The sequence below is a fragment of the Paenibacillus sp. NEAU-GSW1 genome (assembly GCF_009737085.1).
GTDB lineage: Bacteria > Bacillota > Bacilli > Paenibacillales > Paenibacillaceae > Pristimantibacillus.
Map to the genome: position 1 here is coordinate 85,889 of NZ_WOVL01000004.1, position 19,250 is coordinate 105,138.

9 protein-coding genes are annotated in these 19,250 nt (G+C 45.4%); all 9 read right to left on the reverse strand.

The genetic code is table 11. From position 1 onward, the window contains the following. Positions 1–110 precede the first annotated feature (110 nt). Positions 111–1,322 (reverse strand): methionine adenosyltransferase, encoded by a 1,212-nt coding sequence (gene metK / locus GOM71_RS03705; protein ID WP_156278404.1) that lies wholly within the window; start codon positions 1,320–1,322, stop codon positions 111–113. 170 nt (positions 1,323–1,492) lie between these two features. Further along, a complete protein-coding gene (locus tag GOM71_RS03710; RefSeq protein WP_156278405.1) occupies positions 1,493–1,765 on the reverse strand; it encodes an alpha/beta-type small acid-soluble spore protein in 273 nt (90 codons plus the stop codon). Between the two features lie 127 nt (positions 1,766–1,892). Continuing rightward, positions 1,893–2,369 (reverse strand): hypothetical protein, encoded by a 477-nt coding sequence (locus tag GOM71_RS03715; protein ID WP_156278406.1) that lies wholly within the window; start codon positions 2,367–2,369, stop codon positions 1,893–1,895. Between the two features lie 85 nt (positions 2,370–2,454). Continuing rightward, positions 2,455–6,399, reverse strand: a complete 3,945-nt coding sequence (locus tag GOM71_RS03720) for a M4 family metallopeptidase (protein ID WP_156278407.1) — start codon at positions 6,397–6,399, stop codon at positions 2,455–2,457. A gap of 228 nt (positions 6,400–6,627) precedes the next feature. After that, positions 6,628–9,138 carry a DUF4352 domain-containing protein gene (locus GOM71_RS03725; protein WP_156278408.1) on the reverse strand — a complete coding sequence of 837 codons (2,511 nt, stop codon included), beginning with the start codon at positions 9,136–9,138 and terminating at the stop codon, positions 6,628–6,630. Between the two features lie 198 nt (positions 9,139–9,336). Next, positions 9,337–11,895, reverse strand: coding sequence for an Ig-like domain-containing protein (locus tag GOM71_RS03730; protein ID WP_156278409.1), 2,559 nt, complete (start codon positions 11,893–11,895; stop codon positions 9,337–9,339). Positions 11,896–12,345: 450 nt separating this feature from the next. Then, positions 12,346–16,503 carry an S-layer homology domain-containing protein gene (locus GOM71_RS03735; protein WP_156278410.1) on the reverse strand — a complete coding sequence of 1,386 codons (4,158 nt, stop codon included), beginning with the start codon at positions 16,501–16,503 and terminating at the stop codon, positions 12,346–12,348. 753 nt (positions 16,504–17,256) lie between these two features. Further along, on the reverse strand, positions 17,257–18,396 hold the full coding sequence (locus tag GOM71_RS03740) for a glycosyltransferase family 4 protein (RefSeq protein ID WP_156278411.1): 1,140 nt from the start codon (positions 18,394–18,396) through the stop codon (positions 17,257–17,259). A gap of 103 nt (positions 18,397–18,499) precedes the next feature. Next, positions 18,500–19,210, reverse strand: a complete 711-nt coding sequence (locus GOM71_RS03745; RefSeq protein ID WP_156278528.1) for a WecB/TagA/CpsF family glycosyltransferase — start codon at positions 19,208–19,210, stop codon at positions 18,500–18,502. Between the last annotated feature and the right edge of the window lie 40 nt (positions 19,211–19,250).

Genomic DNA, 19,250 nt, shown 5'->3' on the forward strand with positions numbered 1-19,250 from the left:
GTTGAATGGCTCGAAAAATGTAGATCAATGCAACATTTGTATGGAATCATTCCCCAAAAATGCAAAAAGAGCACTGAATCATTACGATTCAGTGCTCCCGCTGTATAAAATTAAACCGTTGCCAAAGCGTCAGCTTTCAGCTTCTCCGCTTTGTCTACGCGTTCCCAAGGCAAGTCGATATCTGTACGGCCGAAGTGACCGTAAGCAGCCGTTTTGCCGTAGATCGGACGACGCAGATCGAGCATTTTGATAATGCCCGCCGGGCGAAGATCGAAGTTGCTTTTGATCACTTCAACGAGCTTCTCTTCCGCCACTTTGCCAGTGCCGTAAGTGTCTACGTTGATCGATACCGGTTGTGCTACGCCGATTGCGTATGCCAACTGGATTTCGCATTTTTCAGCGAGACCCGCAGCAACGATGTTCTTCGCAACATAACGAGCTGCATAAGCTGCCGAACGGTCAACCTTCGTTGGATCCTTGCCGGAGAATGCGCCGCCGCCATGACGAGCGTAGCCGCCGTAAGTGTCAACGATGATTTTGCGGCCAGTAAGACCAGCGTCGCCTTGAGGACCGCCGATAACGAAACGGCCTGTCGGGTTGATAAAGTATTTCGTTTGCTCGTCGAGCCATTCAACAGGAACAACTGGCTTGATAACATGCTCAAGGATGTCCTTTTGGATTTGCTCGAGCGAAATTTCTTCAGCATGCTGAGTCGATACGACGATCGTATCAACACGAACCGGCTTGCCGTCTACATACTCGATTGTAACCTGTGTTTTGCCGTCAGGACGCAAGTAACCGAGCGTATCGTTCTTACGAACTTCAGACAGGCGGCGAGCAATGCGGTGCGACAAAGCGATTGGCAACGGCATAAGCTCAGGCGTTTCGTTCGTTGCAAAGCCGAACATCAAACCTTGGTCGCCTGCGCCGATATCTTCGTTCTCTTGCTGAACGTCTTTGCCCTCGCGCGTTTCAAGCGCTGCGTTTACGCCTTGCGCAATGTCAGCGGATTGCTCGTTGAGCGATGTGAGAACCGCGCAAGTCGTGGAGTCAAAACCGTATTTCGCGCGCGTGTAGCCAATTTCTTTAATCGTACGGCGAGCAATTGCGGAAATATCGACATAATCAGCACGGCTGCTGATTTCACCAATGACAAGCACAAGACCTGTTGCTACCGAAACTTCGCACGCAACGCGCGCATAAGGGTCAGCTTCCAAGAATGCGTCGAGGACAGCATCCGAAATTTGGTCACAAATTTTATCGGGATGGCCTTCCGTAACCGATTCCGATGTAAACAAGTGACGACCTTTAACAACCGACATCCGTATCAACCTCCTACAGCTTTACAGCTTTATTATGAGATAAGTGCAGATATTCTACACAAAAAATGAACCTTTCCCCGAAGGAAAAGGTTGTTAGACAACTCTCTAGAACAGTATAATACCGAAAATGTCGGTTTGTGTCAATGGACAGTAATCCTTGACAGATTTTTTTAATAGCCGCGAAGTACTGATTCTGCTTGGGAAATGAGCCTTTTTGTAATCGAGCCGCCGACTGCGCCCGTTTGTCTGGATGTCATATGCGCCCAATCGAGATGACCGCCTGCGCTTCCGCCAACTGCGCCCAATTCACCGGCAAATTCCGTATCATGTCCTGCGAAATCGCCATTCGAAGCGTACAAGCCAAGCTCCGATGCAATTTCGTATTTCATTTGATTCAACGCTGCTTTACATTCGGGTACAACCACTTTGTTGGAACGACTCATAATAAGAACACCTCCAATGAAAGTAAGAGCATGCCCTTATCGTGCATCGCATCGCGATTCCTTACCCGTATAACCTATTGTCAGCATGGGCAAAATATAGTACTTCCTCCAGCGCCGCGCGCCCTTGCTACTGTATGGAATAGCTGCCGCGCACCAGGACGGTTAACGACTTCGTAAACGCAGGGTCGGTCGTAATGCCGCGTCCGGCTCTAGGGAATAAGATCAGATGATTCGCTGGGATTGGAGCCCCTTTAAAAACGTCCTTGCCGTCCGTAAGATCCGCCAAACCGTTAGCATCCGGACTATAGGCAACTGCCTTCCCCGAGCGGACAATGACCTCTGTGCCTTCTGCGGCAATCAATGTCTTGGCGTTCGGAACAGTGACAACTGTCAGTTTATTGCTTTCCTGCTCAGAGGCACCGCCTCCGCCTTGTGCGACTAATTTATCGACATAACTTTTCGTAACGACCGGATCTTCAACCGAACCCGGAACAGCAGCAGCGCCGTCCGCTTCAATAGTATTGGCGTTTAAATAACCAATCCCAAAGCCTCCGAATACTAGCAACGCGCCTAATGCCAATCTAGCAATCCATTTCTTATTCATGAGAACTCCTTTCTAGCAAAAAAAATCGGGTATCTCCATTAAAGATACCCGATTTGAGAGCGTTAATCTACTATTCTATTCTTTTTTACTTAATGTTTGTGGTTCTGGCTGTAACAATGTTAGAGTATCCATCGTTCTGCCCGCCAACAACGAACAATCGGAATTTATAGTTCGTATTTTGGATTAATCCGTCAATCTTTATCGAATACCCAGCAGGATCAATTACGTCATATGTCATAACATCAGCAATATTGCTCCAATCGCTATCTGCGGGTATTACTTCGACAATAACTTCACTGGCCCCTATAGCTGCAGTCCATTTCAAGTCTATTGTGGTATTAGCCTTCGAGACTACCGCCATGTTTTTAATAGGAATCGAAAGCGTTGTACCTGCAGCCTCGAATACAACATTTTCTTCTTCCAGTGTAACATTATCTATAAGAACAATTTTAAAGTTATAATAAGTATTTGCTGTCAGGCTTCTAACCGTAGCTGTCTTCAATGTTTGAGTGACTCTAACGGATGTTACTGGGTTCCACGTATTCCCCTGGTCATTCGACTGCATCAATTTATAAGATTTACCCGTTGGAGCCGTCGGCAAGGTTGGCCAATTTAATACGATCGAATTGGTCGTAATGGCTCCAATAACCATCTCGAAAGCCGTGCTAACCGTGTCTGACGTTTCCGATGTGCCATGATTTTGGCCGTTTACGACAACCAAACGGAATTGATAAGGCGTATCTGGAAGAAGCCCTGTCACAACAGCGCTGCCGTCCGTAACTGCAAACGGTTCGGTCTTCGCTTTCGTCCACGATTTCCCGTTAGTCGATTGCATGACTGTTACTGTCTTCGCGTTAACAGCGGGCGTCCAATTTATTTCCAATGAGTTGCCGTTAATGCTGTCATTATTTACTTCAGGTTTGCCCAACGGTTTTGGCGGAGTCGCTACTTTAACAACATTCGAATAGCCTTCATTCATACCGCCAATTACAGATAAACGGAATTGATACGTCGTATTGGGGCTGAGCCAATCTACAGCAGCTACACTCGTGCCTGGTTTATCGCCAGCCGAGATCACTGCATTGATGTGATCGTGCCAGAACTTACCGCCGTCAGTCGAATACTGAACAATAACATCTTCGGCATTATCAGGATTCGTGAATGTAAATTGCGCCGTTTCGGCAGTTTTACCGATGTTCTTAAATGTCGTCAGCGGAATGCCCAATGTCTTCGCTGTTACTGGATTGGATGGGCCGGCATTTCCTCCGCCTGTAACAAAAAGTCTAAATTGATAGCTTGTGTTAGGATTCGGAAGCTTTGTTACGGTCGCTTTTTTCGCGCTCGCAGCAATTTTGCCTGTATTTGCATCTATCCATTCAACACCATCATAGATCTGCACTTTTACGGCAGTTGCTCTTACAAGAGCCGGCCACTCAAGCGTGATCGAATTTGCCGTAGCTGATGCAAACTTAAATTCACTTACTTCCTGTATAGCTGTCGTCATCTTTACTTCATTCGATAGACCTGCATTACGTCCTCCTGTCACGGACAGACGGAAGCGATACGTCGTTCCTGGCAGCAGGTTAGTGATTGATGCAGCGTTTCCTGTGATTGGATTTATTGCCTCGCTTGTCATAGCGTTCTTCCAAGTACTGCTCGCTCCTTCCGCCTGTTGAACGACAATGCTTGTTGCGTCTACAGCTGGCGACCACTCGATATTAGCTGTACTGCTAGTCACTGTATCCGTAGCTTGAAGGCCCGTCAAAGGAATAGGCGTAATCGGAACGCTAATTACACTAGACTCTAGCGCAGGCGATGGAAACTCTTCGAGAGTAACAATTAATTTGAATTTATAGGTCTTGCCCAATTCCAACCCGATTACTGTAGCTTTAGAACTTTTTACGTTCCAAGCTTCTTCCAGCGTTGAGGTTGTCCAAGTTTTACCATCCTTAGATTGCTTAATTTCCAGCGATGTCGGATTTTGCGACAGCGTCCATTTGAGAGTTGCCGAATCATACGATTTCGAATCTAAAGCGAAAGAAACAATTTTCCCTTGAGCAAACGAAACTACTGCAACGTTCGAGTATCCTTCATTCGTTCCCTCAACAACGTAAAGTCTGAAATATGCCGGTTTAGTCGTGTTTATTCCTGACAATAATACACTAGAATCTGTTGGATCAATTTGTGCCGTTGTTTTTGTCCAATTGATATTGTCAGAAGATTGTTGGAGCTCAACGGATTTAGCGCCGCTTGCCGGAGTCCATGTTAATGTAGCTGTAGCTGTAGTTGTTCCTTCACCACTGTCTTTGGATGCAACATACAAATCTGAAATCGTTTGAGCGCCTGTGTTACTAATTCCGACTTCAGCCCAAGCTTCATTCACCGCTTTTCTTACCGCTTCGATCTGAGCCGGCTTCAGTCCATCCAAGTTGCTCACCGCAATCAAAAAGCTGTTTCTAGCATCTCTAAAATTAGAAGTCGGTGTTAAATAATATGAAAGCGCGCTATAAGCAATTTTGCCAAGAAGCTCTTTGCCTTTCAAACCTGCTTTATCAAGCTTATTAGACAGCAAGTAAGCGGCATGATTCGGAATTCCGCTGTTGATATGAACGCCGCCCCAATCTTGCTCTTCGGTATTCTGAAGATCCCAATAATCGTCCATATGTGCCGGATCGCCAAATCTTCCGGGATTGGCCATATCACGAATTATTTTGCCTGTATCTTCGGCAATAGTCCAATTGCCATCAATAACCGCAGCCATAATATCGGACATCGACTCATTTAATGCGCCTGATTGATTTTGGTATTCCAAATTCGCAGTATTTTGAGTCACGCCATGCGTCAACTCATGAGCCACTATATCAAGACCGCAGGCTAGGCAATTCATACCGCCTGTTTCGGTACCTGTGCCAATACCATAAAACATAAAACCGGTTCCATCTTCTAAACCATACCAATAAGCATTATTCGGAATAGGTTCATTGACTGCAGATAATACATCCATGCCTTTACCGTTAATACTATCGCGTCCATAATTTTTTAGATAAAAATCATAGACTACATCAGCGTTAAAATGTGCATCTACTGCTTCTGCATTACCATTAAAATTTCTTGTGCGACTAATTGTATAGTAATAATCATCTGTCTCATAATCATACCAAGCTGTTTCGATAACTCCGGTATGTGTTTTATCAATTAAATAATAATATAGTTCATCTCCAATAGTTTTAGTAGATATATTCAGCGGCTTACTCTTCATGTTATTCCCGATCCCTGTACCCGTTGTTGGAGTAAACTGTTCATATACATCAGCATTATGAATACTATTGTACTGAGCAATGATTTCTCCTGTATGTGCATTGATGTACGCAACCCAGTTGCCTGGTTCAGGCTTCAAAAAAGAAAGATTAACTTTATATGCTAATTGAACGTTATTATCTAATGGGTAAATAAGCAATTCGGATGATGGAGCTGGAAGCTCTATCTTTTTCATTTTTGTTTGCAATTCAATAGCCTGTCCAAGCTGCTCCCCCAAGTGCTTTTGATAGGAAGCGATCGCTTCTTCTCCAGAGATACTTGGTGCGATATCGAGATTTGATAAATTTAAAACATTCCCTGTTTTATCTTGTACTGCATATACTTCGTTGTTTTGATTTAAGTTTACTTGCATATAGCTTCCGTAGATTGGAAGTCCTTTATATTGCTCTTGCAATGTATAGTGATCCTGTCCCTGCTCATCGGTTGCCTTTTTGTTGACAACAAACTGCGTCTGCGTCTGCGTTTTCGTTGCTGTCAATCCTTGCCCAGCTCCATTGATTCCGGATGCAAATTGAAGCACGCTCGCATCGGTATTAAGCGGTTTGGATTGAACTCCTTCTGCGAAAACTGTTCCTTCAGATACTTCTTTCGTTACTTGTCCTGCATCGTCAAATCCAATCGGACTGCTGCTAGCAGCAAAAGCAGCCTGTGAAATCGACAAGAACAACGCCGTAACGAGCATTGCCGATAAAGCCGACTTAAAAATCTTCATTCTAGTATTCCCCTCTTCTAGAAATTAAGCAAGAACGACTAGTCCTTACTTCCTATTAACCATATCGGAAGATTTTACCGATTCTAATAGGACTAAAATGAATATACCATTTCAGGAAAATAGATTTGTGTCGAAGTTTGTCTTTTTATCATAATAAAAGAGAGGTTGAACCTCGGCTCGCATGCATCCGAATCGTTCAACCTCTCATTTTATTAAATTATGTTGCTATTAAAACCAAGTATATTGCTTAGTTGCGACTAGCATTTTCGCCCCGCCATAGACATCATAAACGTTCACGACATATTTGCTCATGTTTTGGATCTTATTTAGAATGGTCGGGTCCGTAAATGTCATAGACAGAGAATTGTTCACGCCTTCCTCAAGCACCGTCAATGAGCTTCCTTCGCTTGCTTTAAAAGCGAACGTTTTGGAATATTTGAAATTAGATGTTCCAACATTGACGAGCTCAATCATAACTTGATGATCGCCGGCTACATAGTCGTATTTGTCGTCCTTCTCCAGATCGTAACTCAACTGCAGTTGAACGCCATCTACTTCTGAACCTGAATCCGACGTAACAAAGGTTTTGAAATCTCTCATACTCAGCACGTTTCCTGCAAAAGGGATTTCAAGCAAGTTCAACTTAACCGCTGAACCGGCATCGTTCGTCAGCGTATAAGAAACCGGGTTAATCAGTACTTCATTTGCATTCGAGCTGCCGCTTGACGATGTCGAAGAGGATTTCTTAACCGCCTGACCTAACACAAGAATCGAACCCTCGCGTTTAAATTGGCTCGTAACTTTAGTCCACGCCCCGATAAGCACTCTTCCGTCAGGCATTACTTTTTCCGTAAATTCTGTGACCGTAATCGGAATTGCCAATCCATTCGCGTCCTGGATATAACCGCCGAGCTCCGCCAAAGCAGAATAACGCGATTCTTTATTCGTCATAACGAATTCCGTATAGAAATAAGTAGAGGCCTCATTATCGTAAAATCTGGTTGTCAGCAATTGTACGCTGGCTTTACGTCCCACACCCGTTACGTTGTAAGGGAATTCTCTCGATTGCGCAGGAATTGCGCTAATGGATTGATTGCCGAATTGATACAGCTTCTTGCTAACGCCATTCTCTGTCGTTGAAGGCTCCGTCAAAATAATCGAAGCGGTATTGACATTAGTCGAATATGGTACATCGACGTAAACATACTTCGTAATGGTTTCCTTCGGCGCTATCGAGTAATTCGTATCGTAGGTTACAAGCTGAGTTTCCGTGTTCAATTCCACGCCGTTCAGTACAAAATAGCCGCCTAGGTTCGGCGATTTCTTCGTAACCGTACTCGTGTTCGTAATCGTCAATGCAGCTACAAGCACGTCTTTGTCGGCTAATGGTATTCGTTGGATGCTTTTGAACGTTACATTAAAGCCCTCGCTATGTGTATAATTCATTGCACCGCCGGTAAGTACTGCTGGTTTCGCTTTATAACTGGAAAGGACATATCCTTTCGATGTATTGCTAACGCCGGACCTAACGACTACCTTCGTTGTATCGAGCTTCAACGACAGTGGCACCTCGCCGGTCAACGTGATCGTTTTCTTAATTTTCGGAAGCAGCGTCAGGCTTTCTTCCGATTTAGCATAAGAAAGCGGATAGGATACGCCAGCTGATGTTACCAGCGTATAAGTTAGTGCAGGAGCCGTTACAGAAGCGGTGCCAATATTTTCAAGCACCATATCCATCTCAATCGTTTGAGTTCCCTCGTCAGTATTCTCTTCCGTTGAAACTGCTTTTAACGTTGTATTTACCTGCATCCCGTTCAAGTACACCATCTTAGCTGTTCCATTTGCAACAGCAGTTGCCGGTATAGCTTTGGGCATATCGAATACGCCGACCGGAATTTCGGTCTTAACCGTTGCTTCATTCGTTGAGGCAGCAATTAACGAAAACTTCTTGCCTTCCATCGCTAAAGGCAATCTGGTGCTTAAAGATACGATTTTTCTTTCTTTCGGTTGCAGTGTAACGTCAGTCAGAGTCGACGAATCCACATTATATACCGCGTAAGCGTCATTCTGTGCATAGAAATGCATGTTGGAAACATTGACCGCTTGCAAGCTCGAATTTTCAAGCAAGAAATTCATCGTTACATAAATATAGCTGTCATCTTTCGTTACGATATATTGCTTTAATGCCCCTCTAATAGTCGCATTATTATAAGCCATCGCTTTCGCTTTATAGGCTTCAATTTTGTCCGTGCTTTCCGCAGCAAATGTAATCGCACCTAGCGTTCGGATGTATCCTTTAACAGAAAAATCAACCTTTGTAATATAAAATTTCAAATCGGACAATTTAGTAGTCTTGTCTACCACCGCATAGTAAGTAATCGTTTGAGTCGAATATGCGGCTACATTTGTTTTTTTCTTGTCAGTTTCCGATACAACGGTTGTATACGTTTTACCGGATTTCGTTTTTAGCTTAATAATATAATCGGTTAAGTCAATTTCCTTCGAACCTTTATTGTTGATCGTTAATGTGTAGGCAAATACTTTTCCCTGCTCCTGCATAAGAAACTGTCCGTCTTTAACCGATAACGTTGCGTTTGATGTTAACTTAACGCTGTTATTGGCAATAACCGCAGCTTCCGCTACATTAATGCTCAACGGCTTCAAAGGGATTGTCCCCTGAGATAACAAGGCATAAGTCGCGATCGTTGCCACACCGATCTTCATCCATTTGTAGTTCACATTCATTCCTCCTGTGAATTGTTAACTATATAGACGCTAGTAAAGCTCTATATGTTGCTCGACTATAGTTAATTCAAATTATAGAAAATGAATGTGAATAAAGGATGAATGATTGGGCAAAATAAAAAAAACCGTTCTTCAGGCCGAAGCCAGAAGAACGGTTTTTCTATTGTTGTATGTTAGTAAGAAGAATAACTATTAAGCTTCTTTAACAACAACGGTGATTGTGTAGATAGCGCCTGCAACATCAATTGTCAATGTTACAGAACCAGCTTTACCTACGTCAAGAGTATCTTGATCAACGATAGCTTTGTTCGAAGAGTTGATTTCTGCAACGTCAGCTTCTTCAACTACTACACGAGTACCATATTGATCGTATGCAACAAATGCTCCACCTTTACCATCAGTCGCATCACCAAACAGTTTTGTGAACAAATCAGTTTCAGCAGTAGTTACTGTCAATGTAGATTTCGATTGAACAACTTTGTTTACTTCCCCTGCAGTTGTATTCTTAACTTTGAAAGTAAGAGTTGCAACTTTTGCACTATCTACTTTAACAACTACGTTCTCGGTACCAATTGCACGAGCTGTAACTTCATCTGTAGTATTCGTGTTGATAGCGCCAGAAGCATTACCTTCAGCTTCAACAAGTTCAACTACGCCAAGAGTGCCAGCTGCAGCAGTTACATCTGCATAGTAGTTACCGTTTTTGTCTTTTTTGTATACTGTGATTTTTGCAGTATCTGCTTCAGCATCATCAGCCGTATTGATATCCAGATCTGTTTTGCTTGCAACAGCTACATAACCAGCAAACTCACCTTTTTCAACCAAAGATACTGTTACTGATTTAGTGTAGGTACCATTTACCGACACTTTAAATGTAGCGGAACCTTTTACTGTACCAGGCAACAACTTAATAGAAGCAGTTGCTTTAGTATTAGCGAAATTAACGTCAGCGGATTCAGTGTTTTGAGGAATCGCTACTTCATTTTCATCTAATGCAATATTATTTTTGTTGATTTGGTAGTTAAAGGAATCAGTACCGTCAGATGCATAATCATTTCCATATTGGTCTACCAATGTAACATCTACATATTGAGGAATGTCAGAATCGATAACCAATTTGGATGCCGGAGCAGTAACTTTAATTGCAGTCAATTTTGGAGCTTCTTTAACTGTCACTGTAACAGTTTTGTAAATAGTAGATCCATTGTAAACAGCTTTAACAAGGATCGTTGCAGTACCAACGCTAATACCTTTAATTGTGTGAAGTTCAGCATCAACACTTACTACTTTTGGTGTTTGCGATGTGAAAGTAATTTCTGGAGCATCAACATCTTCACCATCTTTATCAAGAACTTGTGCGATGATAGTATCAGTCTCACCTTTATTCAGTTCAAGATCATTTTTAGTGAAATTGTTTTCCAGAGTTACAACACCAATCGAAGCTGGTTGTTGCAATGTTTCACGAACAGTAATGATCGTGTTGCCAGTCTCAAGTTTTGTATCAACCAATTTAACATTTACTACGGCATATTCTGGAGCATCATCAGCATCGTCATCATTAACTGCCTTCAGATCGGTGCCAACTACACCTTCGTCGGAAGATTCAACATCAAAATCTCCAATTTCAAAGTCAGCAGAAATGTCATTGCCTGCAGCATCTTTAACCAATACTGGAACAGTGTCGCCATCAGCTACAGTTGTCGATTTGAACGCGATGCTAGCTGCTGCTTGCGGAGCGTAAGTGAACTCGTTAGTCGCAGCTGCGGAAGTCAGTTCAAGACCTGCAGCTTTAACGCCGGAAGTAGCCAGTACATAAGTAGTTTCGTCGTTCAGGTCATCAACCAAAGTAGCTGTAACCGTTTTGCCGGATACCGATACGCTGTCAACATAGTTCAGAGCGTATTGGTTGCCTTTAGTGTAAACTTTGAACGCGTCTTCTTTAGTAGCTGCGTCTACATCAACGTTGAATGTCGCAACAACAGTTTTCTTGTTGATTGCTTTTACGGATTCAACTTTGATTTCAGTTGGTTGTTGCAGTGCGGAGTACGCGAAGTACGAAGCAACTACGAGCAACTCACGGGAAGCAGGAACTGTGTAGTCCGCTTGAGCAGGGATCAGACCAGCTTTAACTGCAGCTGCTACATAATCTTTAGCCCAGTCAGAAACAGTACCAGTTACAGCTTCGCCAGCTGGAACGTTAACTTTCAGCGCTTTCAGTGCTTCAACAGCCAGTTTAGCCAGCTCTTGAATTGTTACTTGAGCGTTGAAGTCGAAAATGCCGTTGCCTACGCCTTGGATGATGCCCAGGTTAGCAGCATAGTCGATGTAAGGCTTAGCCCAGTTTCCAGCAACTACGTCTGTGAAACCAGCGTCAGGAGAAGTAACTCCTGCTTTGTAACCAGCCAGGATTGCGATAATTTTCGCAGCCTCTGCGCGAGTCATTGTTTGATCAAGGTGTGCTTGACCGTCTGGGAAGCCGTTAAATACGCCAGCTGTCACCAGTTCGTTGTATTTTTGTTCAGTTGTTTTAGTCGTGTCAGCTGCAAAAGCTGCCGATGTGAACATCGAGAAAACCAGTGCAATTGCTACGAGAAAAGATAAACTTTTTTTCATAACCTTTTTTTCTCCTCCTCTAAATACCTTCGGTTGTTGAGAGTGTTGATTAGATAATGTATTGCTCGATTCCCTCATTGCCGATTCACCCCCTTCCCAGAGTTGAGCAGAATTAGTATAAATGATGTCTGCTGCCATGTTTAACCCTATGTAATAACATGTCGCAGAAACTTGTAAACATAGTAATAGATAGTAGAGAAGCTATACCACTTTAACATTATACAATGGGCGCACCCTACCGTAAAGAGAAAGTTGAGAATTCATTCCAACTTACTTGAAAAAGAGCTTAGGTCCAACGTATGAAGCCGCCGAATCGTGATCGCGACATGTAATTAAACGCATCCCAGTCGGAAAAGTTGCGGTCTTAACGCAAAAATATTAAAACATTTTCAAGACCGCGTCGTTTAAAGCTTATCCAGTTCATATGTATGATGCGTCATCAAGCGCCAATCTACGACACTATTAGACTTCTCTGTTAGTATAATCGGAAGAAACGCTTTCGTCGATGCTAAACATTTTCCATGGATAAAGTTTCACTTTTGCTTGAATGGAAGAGCCGGCGCGTTGGCGCCGGCTCTCCGTTCTCGATTATTTTGCGTAAATTTTCGGCAGCTTCTTCAGATCGACCATGACTTTCGCCATGATAATCGCGGCGTCGCTGCGCAGCAGCTTCGCTTTCGGCTCAAATACGGTACCGCCCTTCGGATTGTTCGGATCGATCAGGGAGCCTTGAATAAAGCCTTTCTTCTGGATCGCGATAACGGAAGGGATCGAATAGTAATCGAAGCTGCCCGAGTCTTTGAAAATTTTGTCCAGCGCCTTCTTCGCTTTGGCCGAATCAGTCTCCAGCTTCAAATTCAACGCCTTGGCCAAAATGACGGAAGCGTCTTGGCGGGTCAGATCGACGTCTTCATCGAAGAAGCCTGGTCTTGTGCCGCGAACGATGCCCGCGCGAGCAGCCGTCTCGATATAACGATAGTCGTAAATGGCGTTCGCATTATTCGAGTTCGTAATCGTCTCCGGGTAGTACGTGAAATGCATATCTCCGCTGTAGTTCAGCGGCAAGTCAAGCGCTCTAACGATCATGCGGGTAAATTCGCCGCGGGATACATAACGGTCCGCGCCGAAAATGCCGATTGGATCAACCGCGTTCATAATGCCCTTCGCGTAAATCGCCTCCATCGCTTCGCGAGCATATGGATGGTCATTGATGTCGTTATAACCGCGTGTCAGTTTGACAGCAACATAATAACCGAATTTAGTGAAAGGTACCGTAATCGTGTGCTTCTTCTCGTCAACGACACCGCCAATGTTGTCCCAAGTGCTGTTGTACGGATCAAAGCGGAAAACCGTAATGGTTGTGCCCGCAGCTTGAGCTACGCTTGCATCGTAGGTAAGCGTCAGCTTGCCCGCTTTCGTCGGCTGCAGCTCCAGTCCATATTGGTTCCAACGTTTCGCAAAGCTTTCCGTGCTCTTGCCGACAACGTTCGGGAACGGGAACGGATCCTGACCAGTCGTTACAGGATCGAACGCCGGTGACGTTATCGGGTCTGGATTGTCTGCTTTGCCGCCGTCGATCCAGAACATCGGGCTCGCTTTAATGAACTGGCGCGCCTGATCCTGGAAGCGGACACCGACATGCAGGTTGCCTTCAGCAACGCTGTTCGCCGAGTAATCCGGCGGCTGGCTCTCAAATTCATGCCGGTCGACGATACCGTCGTTCGGATTGGCAATCGCGAACAGCAGATTGTTGTCGCTGTATACTTGTCCGGCATGGTTGGAAGACGCATTGTACGTTGGCCGCACCAGCTTCGTACTTTTCTCAAAGGTCAGCGCAAGCTTGCCATCAAACACTTTATGCGAGTTTTTCATCGTTTCCATATACTGTGCGCCTGGAATGTTGGCAGGCTGATAATTCATCGTGAACGATGCCTTAATCTTGTCATCGCCACGGGTAATCGTGAAATCAATATCGTTGACTTTGTTCGGCTTCAATCCTTTATAGGTGTAGCTGAATGCGTCGATATAAGTCGGCGTGCTTTGACTGTAATCGATATATTTCACTTTTTTGGCTGCATCTTTGCCGATTACGATCGAATCCGCGCCTGGAGAAGCGATTATAATCTCGGTATAGTTCTGGTTAGTCGTACGTTTCTCGGTTACCGGCGTAAGGATCGTATACGGAATCGATACGGAATCGATCTCCATCCGGTACGTGGCGCGAGGGCCTGATATACCGGCATTAAATACGTTCGCTACATAAACCTGCGAGCTGCCGTCATCCGGCATTTTTTGACCGATAATTTTAAAATAGAAATATTGGTTATCGACATCGTAGAAGAAATCGATTTTCGCATCCGGCGTCGATACATTTTTGCCCGGGCCGCCATTAAAAGGCGCTGTAGCATATGCAGCTAATGGCGCGCCATTTCTCGTCGGTGTAAATTCTTTGGACAAGTCCCAAACAACAGGCGTGGCCCAGTTCGGAGACGAGATTTCGACCCGATAGTTGGAATAGCTTCCCGCTAGTGTGGCATGCCCTGCTGCAAAATCGATTTCTCCGCCCAAATCTACAAAATCAAACGTTCCGTATACATTGAGCAAAGCTTCTTTTGTCGTATAAACGCTGCCCTGCTTTACGAAATTAGGATCGTTCGGCAGCGGTGTCGTCAGCGTGGACGAGTAAGGATATACGCCGTCTGTATTCGGTGCCGGAATAACCGGTAAATTGCTAGGGATAATACTAAATTTAATCGTGCTCTCGTAATTGTTCTTAGTCGTGCGGAAAACGAACTTCATCGTATTCTCGCCAGCTTTGTTCAGAATATTATAAACTTCATCCTCTGCGGTTGTACTTGCTGGATAATTTGGCAAAAACTTAGTTTTATTCGTGCTGTTTGCGACTAATGGAATTTCGACGTTGTTAATATAAAGGAAAACGCTCTGGCCAACTCCGCTGTACACAATTTCATCCAGCGAAGCAATGTTGAACAATTGACCGTTCAATTTGCCCAGCTTGTCGAACAACTGAAGCTTCGTTTCCCGAACCGTGTCGTACGGGATATCTTTGCCGTCAACGATCGTTTCGAATTTCACATAAGGACCGTACAGCAGCTTGGCAATAATGGAATAATCATCGGTAACGCCGCTGTTCAATTTGAATTTAACATTATTTGTGCCTGCGGACGGCAGCTGGCTAATCTCGATAAATACGCGAAGGAACGGTACCTGCACATTATTAATGGTACGATATACAATTTGCGAGTTTTCAAGCTGCCGGAATACCGTCCCTGTAGTGCTCGTCTCATCTACTCCGTTAACTTTGAGAATATCAAAATCCGCTATGTCCACAGAGTTGCCGATCAGCACCTCGACTGCCATTGGCATGGAATACACGTTTACGCCGCTAGCGCTGTCAATGTCTGTACCTTGCAGACTTTGAAGGCGAGGGATATCGTTAACGGTATTATCCGTATCGCTGGCAATATCCGGATCGTAGCCTGACAAGTAATTGATATCGTAAATATACGGCTTGCTCTTGTCTCGAAGCACGAATGTATGCCATGATGATTGCTGCATAACGGTCTTGTTCGGCGAAGTAAACCGAATGCGGCTCGTTTTGTCATGAACAAGGGTCGTCAAATCATATTGAAATGAGACAGTAATGAATTGCGTAGAAGCGTCAATCGCCGCAGGCTGAATAACGATCGGATTCGTAGTCGTATTTGGTCCGACAGTAGCTATCGGATCAATGCCGTTGTCTACTTCCAACTTCAGCAAAGCAGCCAATGTCGATGGAGTAATCCAGTTGAGCGGAATCGTATCGGTAGTCGCGTCGCCGTCGACATTGTTGAAATCTTTAATCGGCAAAGGAATGATCGCTTTTCCGTTTACTTGAATCGGAGACGCCGCCGTAGTAGAGAAGTTCAGGTTTGGCTCCAATGCGGTTGTGGTCGTTCCGGCGCCATCCGGACCCGTCAACATTAAGTCATAGTACGTAACCTCGCCGTTGTAGAACGCGATTTGACGTGTCGTTTCAATGACTTGTCCATTGTTGTGCACCTTAAGAACAACCGTGTTAATGCCTTTGTTTATGCTTAGCAGCGATGTGCTGAAACGGCTGTCGCTTGTTGAGGACACATTGAATTCATAGCTGCGGGTATTGATGATGACCGTAATTTTTTGGGCGTTCGGCGCTTTTCCGGAAATGACGATCTCGCCCGTATCTTTAACTACCGGCTGCGTGGAGTACAGCATCGTAGGCTCATCTTCAGGCATCAGGTAATCTTTGTTCTCGAACGTAACCTTCAAATCGTACAGCATCGGACTGTTCCGATACTCGATATAAATAGACTCGCTGACCGTAGATGTGCCGGCGATCCCTTTGAATGTAATTTTGTTTAAGCCCGGGAACAAGGTAAGGTTAGAAACCGTGATGTTGTTGTCACCGGTTGACGTTGAAATGCCCGTCGTAATTTCCTCGGTCGTATTCTCGACAACCTCAGTAGAACCGCTAACCGTAACCTGCTGCACTTTGTAGCTGATCGAATTGCCGACAACCCCGTTGATCTTGCCTGTCAGCGTGACGTTTGGCGTAGACACGATCCTCGCATTTGCGGCCGTATCCTGCTCATTTGTGAACAAGAAGTAGGAAGCCGCCGCATCTGCAGTCTGCTGCGCGCTAAATGGCGGCACCAGCGTGATAAGCAACGCCACTGCAAGAAATAATGATAATAGCTTTTTCAAAACGATGTTCCTCCTTTATGTATGTGGCTTGCCTTGATATCGAGGGATAGTTGCCATGCTCGTGATCCTTGCATCATTAATCGGATACACCTTCCTCCCTTTTCCTCTTCAGTTAATCTCTTCTAACGTTTCGACAAGATTAGACGCATTAACCTCAGAAAAGTTCTGTATTTTGTTTATCGGCTTAAACGCGTGCAAAATTTAGTCGAATTGCCGAATTTGCCAGTTACCCGCAAACCCTAATTTCGAAAACCTGCGAAATCAAACTAAAACAATGCAAAAGTAGGTAGCTACACAAGTAACTTTCGCTCGGGCTCGGCATTTCGGGACTCTATATTGGATTTATCCAGTAACTTTCGCTCGGGCGCGGCATTTCGAGACTCTATATTGGATTTATCCAGTAACTTTCGCTCGGGCGCCGCATTTCAGGACTCTATATTGGATTTACCCAGTAACTTTCGCTCGGGCGCGGCATTTCGGGACTCTATATTGGATTTACCCAGTAACTTTCGCTCGAGCGCGGCATTTCGGGACTCTATATTGGATTTACCCAGTAACTTTCGCTCGGGCGCGGCATTTCGGGACTCTATATTGGATTTACCCAGTAACTTTCGCTCGGGCGCGGCATTTCGGGACTCTATATTGGATTTACCCAGTAACTTTCGCTCGGGCGCGGCATTTCGGGACTCTACATGCAAAAAGAGCCCGGACGCAACGTCCAGGCTCTCTTCAAACTAGCTATATTATAAAATATTATTTCGAACGATCCGTATCAACTTTCATACGCAGACGCATCCGGTTCAGGAAGTTGATGACCGGGCGGCGCGTCTTGTCGACAATGCCGATCAGCTCGGCGCCGATCTGCAAGCAGAACATCAGCAAGCAAATGACAAGGAAGGTAATCCAATTAGCCGCGCTGGATTGAACAACCGTCGACTGCAGAATCGCAAAGCCGCCGAAAACAGCCGCTACGCCCCAAATAATCAGGACGGTCTTGCGATGGCTGAAGCCAAGCTCTTGCAAGCAGTGATGCAAATGACCTTTATCCGGCGCGAAGATCGGACGTTTGTTGACCAAACGGCGAATGATCGCGAAGAACGTGTCCGACAAAGGCACGCCGATAATGAGCAACGGCGTTACGAACGATACGATCGTGATCTGCTTAAAGCTGATCATCGAGAGCATCGCCAGGCAGAAGCCCAGGAACAAAGCGCCGGAATCGCCCATAAAAATTTTGGCCGGATGGAAGTTGAAGAACAGAAACCCGACAATGCCGCCGAGCAGCAGCGTGCTGAGGAAAATGATCGGCACGTTGCCCATAATGATCGCCATGACGAGAATGGTTCCGATCGCGATGCCGGAAACGCCGGCAGCCAGCCCGTCCAATCCGTCAATCAAATTGATCGCGTTCGTTACGCCTACGATCCAGAAGATCGTCAGCGGAATCGAGAGCCAAGCGCCTATCGGCTGCATGGCTTCGCCGAACGGAAAGTTCAAGAAGTCGATCTTAATGCCGAAGCCGAATACGACTACGCAAGCCGCGGCGATTTGGCCAACCAGCTTCACCTTCGCCGAAAGCTCAAAGCGGTCGTCGAACGCGCCGACGATAATAATAATTGTTCCGCCTACGAGCATTGCGCGGATCAGGTTCATGTTCTCTGCCGTAAGCAACCCGTCTGGAACGAATGGCAAGAGCGCCAGAACGCCGACTGCGAATGCGGCGTAAATCGCCAATCCGCCCATGCGGGGCATGATGCGCGTATGCACTTTGCGGTGGTTAGGCTTGTCGATAGCGCCGACAGCAAACGCAAATTTCTTCACGAGCGGCGTCATAACGAGTGCTATTATAACCGATAGTATAAATCCGATTGTATACAATAAACCTGCTGACATGTATGCAGCTCCCCTTTTCTTTCTACCGAAGTGAATTATACTCCGAGAGAAAAAGAAACTCCAACCCCGTTTTCATTCAATTTTCACGGTTTTGGGAGGTTTTTCACGAAATAGACCTAGGTTTTTTTACGTTTTCTTTATCGCGCATCACTTTCACTACAAATTTCGGAAGAACCAGCATTCTCGGAAGCCGTTTCGGCTCCTGCAAAAGCCGGTAAAACCACTCCAGTCGCAGCTTTTGGAACAATACCGGAGCACGCTTCAGCCGTCCCGCAATAATGTCGAAACTTCCGCCAACTCCCATAATAAACGGCACCCCAAGCTGCTGCTTATATTTGGCAATCCACGGCTCCTGCGTATCCGCGCCGCGGGCGACAAATAATAAATTGGGCGACAGCTCGCGAATCGCCGCCACGACCTCGGCATCCTGATCCGCTCCGAAAAAGCCGTTGCGATAGCCGACGATGCGCACCTGCGGGTATTGCAGCTGCAATTTTTCCGCGGCAGCCTCGATGATCTCCTGAGACGTGCCCAGTAGGTATGCTGTCCATCTTTTCTGCTCGCCAATCTGCATTAAGCGGTGCATGAGATCAAAGCCTGCCACACGCTCCGCTACCGGCGTGCCGACATAATTGGCGGCCCACACGACACCCGCGCCATCCGGCACGATCAGATCGGCTTTGCGCATCATTTTGTAGTAGTCCTTGTTGTCCACCGCCGACATAATCATAATCGGATTGGCCGTAATGACATGCGTCAGACGTTTCTGTTCGATTGCTTCCGTTAAGTAACTGACCGTTTCGTCCATGTTCATTTTGGAAAATGGAATTCCGTAAATCGGCACCGTTGGCACG